A 5,415-nucleotide genomic window follows, 5' to 3' on the forward strand; every position below is an offset into this window, starting at 1 on the left:
GGGTTGGTGTTCTGGAACGAAAATCCTTTGGTTGAACATTGAATTGACTAGTTTTTTGCTAGTTGTTCTTGCTCAGTCAGTTTGACGACCCTTCTGGGGTTTCGCTTTTCCTGCCGCTTTGGTGGTGGGTAGCAAACATCAATGGAGAGTTTGATCCTGGCTCAGGACGAACGCTGGCGGCGTGCTTAACACATGCAAGTCGAACGGTGATGATGGGAGCTTGCTTCTGTCTGATCAGTGGCGAACGGGTGAGTAACACGTGAGTAACCTGCCCCAGACTCTGGAATAACTTCGGGAAACCGGAGCTAATACTGGATATGAAACAGATCCGCATGGGTACTGTTTGGAAAGTTTTTCGGTTTGGGATGGACTCGCGGCCTATCAGCTTGTTGGTGAGGTAATGGCTCACCAAGGCGACGACGGGTAGCCGGCCTGAGAGGGCGACCGGCCACACTGGGACTGAGACACGGCCCAGACTCCTACGGGAGGCAGCAGTGGGGAATATTGCACAATGGGCGAAAGCCTGATGCAGCGACGCCGCGTGAGGGATGACGGCCTTCGGGTTGTAAACCTCTTTCAGCAGGGAAGAAGCGAAAGTGACGGTACCTGCAGAAGAAGCACCGGCTAACTACGTGCCAGCAGCCGCGGTAATACGTAGGGTGCGAGCGTTGTCCGGAATTATTGGGCGTAAAGAGCTTGTAGGCGGTTTGTCGCGTCTGCCGTGAAATTTCGAGGCTCAACCTCGAACTTGCGGTGGGTACGGGCAGACTAGAGTGTGGTAGGGGAGACTGGAATTCCTGGTGTAGCGGTGAAATGCGCAGATATCAGGAGGAACACCGATGGCGAAGGCAGGTCTCTGGGCCACTACTGACGCTGAGAAGCGAAAGCATGGGGAGCGAACAGGATTAGATACCCTGGTAGTCCATGCCGTAAACGTTGGGAACTAGGTGTGGGTCTCATTCCACGAGATCCGTGCCGCAGCTAACGCATTAAGTTCCCCGCCTGGGGAGTACGGCCGCAAGGCTAAAACTCAAAGGAATTGACGGGGGCCCGCACAAGCGGCGGAGCATGCGGATTAATTCGATGCAACGCGAAGAACCTTACCAAGGCTTGACATATGCGAGAACGCGGCAGAGATGTCGTTCTCTTTGGACACTCGTATACAGGTGGTGCATGGTTGTCGTCAGCTCGTGTCGTGAGATGTTGGGTTAAGTCCCGCAACGAGCGCAACCCTCGTTCTATGTTGCCAGCACGTGATGGTGGGGACTCATAGGAGACTGCCGGGGTCAACTCGGAGGAAGGTGGGGATGACGTCAAATCATCATGCCCCTTATGTCTTGGGCTTCACGCATGCTACAATGGCCGGTACAAAGGGCTGCGAAACCGCGAGGTGGAGCGAATCCCAAAAAACCGGTCTCAGTTCGGATTGGGGTCTGCAACTCGACCCCATGAAGTCGGAGTCGCTAGTAATCGCAGATCAGCAACGCTGCGGTGAATACGTTCCCGGGCCTTGTACACACCGCCCGTCAAGTCACGAAAGTCGGTAACACCCGAAGCCGGTGGCCCAACCCTTGTGGAGGGAGCTGTCGAAGGTGGGACTGGCGATTGGGACTAAGTCGTAACAAGGTAGCCGTACCGGAAGGTGCGGCTGGATCACCTCCTTTCTAAGGAGCACTGGTCGCGCAAGCGATCCAGAGCCCGGTCTGTCCCCGAGTGTGGGGCAGCGGGTGCTCAAGGGTGGAACATCGATTATTTGGCGCTGACACTGTCCTGTGTCGCAAGTACAAGCCGGCTGCTCCTTTTGGGGGTGGTTGGCAGTGGAACGCACCAGGGTGGGGGAGGCGCTTGACACGTTGTTGGGTCCTGAAGGCTCGGGCTGCTTGCAGCTTGTTCCTTCGGGCCGGTTTACGGCCTTGGACCCATCCCTCCAGTCAAACCCCTTGGTACTTCGGTACTGGGTAGGTGCTGGACCTGGGGTGGGGCCGCCCGTATTTTGAGAACTACACAGTGGACGCGAGCATCTTTGTGGCTCAAGTTTTTAAGGGCACACGGTGGATGCCTTGGCACCAGGAACCGAAGAAGGACGTAGGAATCTGCGATAAGCCTCGGGGAGTCGATAACCAGACTGTGATCCGAGGATTTCCGAATGGGGAAACCCGGCTGGAGGCAAGTCCAGTCACTCCCGCCTGAACACATAGGGCGGGTAGAGGGAACGTGGGGAAGTGAAACATCTCAGTACCCACAGGAAGAGAAAGCAACCGCGATTCCGTGAGTAGTGGCGAGCGAAAGCGGAAGAGGCTAAACCGTAGCTGTGTGATACCTGTCAGGGGTTGCAGTTGCGGGGTCGTGGGACTTTTCGGTCAGCACTGACATGTTGGCATGGAGTCAGAAATGCGCGTTGTAGTCGAAGGGCATTGAATGGCCCGGCACAGAGGGTGCGACCCCCGTAGACGAAACGATGTGCACTCCAGAGAAGTATCCCAAGTAGCACGGGGCCCGAGAAATCCCGTGTGAATCTGGCGGGACCACCCGCTAAGCCTAAATATTCCCTGGTGACCGATAGCGGACAAGTACCGTGAGGGAAAGGTGAAAAGTACCCCGGGAGGGGAGTGAAATAGATCCTGAAACCGTGTGCCTACAATCCGTCGGAGCCTCCTTGTGGGGTGACGGCGTGCCTTTTGAAGAATGAGCCTGCGAGTTAGTGCTCAGTGGCGAGGTTAACCCGTGTGGGGAAGCCGTAGCGAAAGCGAGTCCGAATAGGGCGTTTTAGTCGCTGGGTCTAGACCCGAAGCGGAGTGATCTACCCATGGCCAGGTTGAAGCGACGGTAAGACGTCGTGGAGGACCGAACCCACTTAGGTTGAAAACTGAGGGGATGAGCTGTGGGTAGGGGTGAAAGGCCAATCAAACTCCGTGATAGCTGGTTCTCCCCGAAATGCATTTAGGTGCAGCGTCACGTGTTTCTTACCGGAGGTAGAGCTACTGGATAGCTAATGGGCCTCACCAGGTTACTGACGTTAGCCAAACTCCGAATGCCGGTAAGTGAGAGCGTGGCAGTGAGACTGCGGGGGATAAGCTCCGTAGTCGAGAGGGAAACAGCCCAGACCACCATCTAAGGTCCCTAAGCGTGTGCTAAGTGGGAAAGGATGTGGAGTTGCATTGACAACCAGGAGGTTGGCTTAGAAGCAGCCACCCTTTAAAGAGTGCGTAATAGCTCACTGGTCAAGTGATTCCGCGCCGACAATGTAGCGGGGCTCAAGCACACCACCGAAGCTGTGGCATTGACACTTTGCCCGGCTGTGACACCTGCGGGTTCACGGTCCAAGCGTGTTGATGGGTAGGGGAGCGTCGTGTGGCCAGGGAAGCGGCGGAGTGATCCAGCCGTGGAGGCCACACGAGTGAGAATGCAGGCATGAGTAGCGAATGACGGGCGAGAAACCCGTCCGCCGAATAACCAAGGGTTCCAGGGTCAAGCTAATCTGCCCTGGGTAAGTCGGGACCTAAGGCGAGGCCGACAGGCGTAGTCGATGGACATCCGGTTGATATTCCGGAACCGGCGAAGAACCGCCCATGATGAACCTTTTGATGCTAAACGCCTGAAACCACGTGCTGACACCTTCGGGTGGAGGTTAGTGGTGGAGCGCGTGACCCGATCTGGTAGTAGTCAAGCGATGGAGAGACGCAGGAAGGTAGCCTCCGCGTGGCGATGGTAGTCCACGTCCAAGGGTGTAGGGCGAGCTGTAGGCAAATCCGCAGCTCACATAGCCTGAGACCTGATAGTGACCGCGTATGCGGGAAGCAGGGTGATCCTATGCTGCCAAGAAAATCTTCTAGCGAGGTTCGAGCCGCCCGTACCCCAAACCGACTCAGGTGGTTAGGTAGAGAATACCAAGGCGATCGAGTGAATCGTGGTTAAGGAATTCGGCAAAATACCCCCGTAACTTCGGGAGAAGGGGGGCCCGGATCCTGAAGACACTTGCTGTCTAGGGAGAACGGCCGCAGAGACCAGGGAGAAGCGACTGTTTACTAAAAACACAGGTCCGTGCGAAGTCGCAAGACGATGTATACGGACTGACGCCTGCCCGGTGCTGGAAGGTTAAGAGGACCGGTTAGTTCTTCGGAGCGAAGCTGAGAATTTAAGCCCCAGTAAACGGCGGTGGTAACTATAACCATCCTAAGGTAGCGAAATTCCTTGTCGGGTAAGTTCCGACCTGCACGAATGGCGTAACGACTTCTCCACTGTCTCAACCACGAACTCGGCGAAATTGCACTACGAGTAAAGATGCTCGTTACGCGCAGCAGGACGGAAAGACCCCGGGACCTTTACTACAGCTTGGTATTGGTGTTCGGTACGGCTTGTGTAGGATAGGTGGGAGACTGTGAAGCATGCACGCCAGTGTGTGTGGAGTCAACGTTGAAATACCACTCTGGTCGTTCTGGATATCTAACCTCGGTCCGTGATCCGGATCAGGGACAGTGCCTGGTGGGTAGTTTAACTGGGGCGGTTGCCTCCTAAAAGGTAACGGAGGCGCCCAAAGGTTCCCTCAGCCTGGTTGGCAATCAGGTTTTGAGTGTAAGTGCACAAGGGAGCTTGACTGTGAGACAGGCATGTCGAGCAGGGACGAAAGTCGGGACTAGTGATCCGGCGGTGGCTTGTGGAAGCGCCGTCGCTCAACGGATAAAAGGTACCCCGGGGATAACAGGCTGATCTTGCCCAAGAGTCCATATCGACGGCATGGTTTGGCACCTCGATGTCGGCTCGTCGCATCCTGGGGCTGGAGTAGGTCCCAAGGGTTGGGCTGTTCGCCCATTAAAGCGGTACGCGAGCTGGGTTTAGAACGTCGTGAGACAGTTCGGTCCCTATCCGCTGTGCGCGTAGGAAACTTGAGAAGAGCTGTCCCTAGTACGAGAGGACCGGGATGGACGAACCTCTGGTGTGTCAGTTGTTCTGCCAAGAGCACGGCTGATTAGCTACGTTCGGAAGTGATAACCGCTGAAAGCATCTAAGCGGGAAGCACGCTTCAAGATGAGGTTTCCATGGACTTCGGTCCGAGAGGCTCCCAGCTAGACTACTGGGTTGATAGGCCAGACGTGGAAGCACAGTAATGTGTGTAGCTGACTGGTACTAATAAGCCGATAACTTGATACAACAAAGATGTTACGCGTCCACTGTGTAGTTCCCGAGATACGGTCGGGAACCCCGCTCCAACCACCGCGCGTGTGGTGGGAGCACACCGAAAGATATCTCCATAGAGTTTCGGCTGTCATAGCGAAGGGGAAACGCCCGGCTCCATTCCGAACCCGGAAGCTAAGCCCTTCAGCGCCGATGGTACTGCACTGGTTACGGTGTGGGAGAGTAGGACGCAGCCGGACATACTTTCAAAAGGGCCTTCCCACACGGGAAGGCCCTTTTGGC

General features: G+C 55.8%; 3 rRNA genes. All 3 read left to right on the forward strand.

Annotated features, from left to right (window positions below):
* Nucleotides 1-138: 138 nt before the first annotated feature.
* Nucleotides 139-1,664, forward strand: a 16S ribosomal RNA gene (locus tag ASD62_RS19520).
* 364 nt (nucleotides 1,665-2,028) lie between these two features.
* A 23S ribosomal RNA gene (locus ASD62_RS19525) occupies nucleotides 2,029-5,148 on the forward strand.
* A gap of 107 nt (nucleotides 5,149-5,255) precedes the next feature.
* Nucleotides 5,256-5,372: ribosomal RNA gene (rrf, locus tag ASD62_RS19530) — 5S ribosomal RNA — on the forward strand.
* Together the 16S, 23S and 5S rRNA genes form the textbook arrangement of a ribosomal RNA operon.
* The last annotated feature ends 43 nt before the right edge of the window (nucleotides 5,373-5,415 follow it).

Source organism: Phycicoccus sp. Root563 (genome assembly GCF_001427915.1).
Lineage (GTDB): Bacteria > Actinomycetota > Actinomycetes > Actinomycetales > Dermatophilaceae > Pedococcus.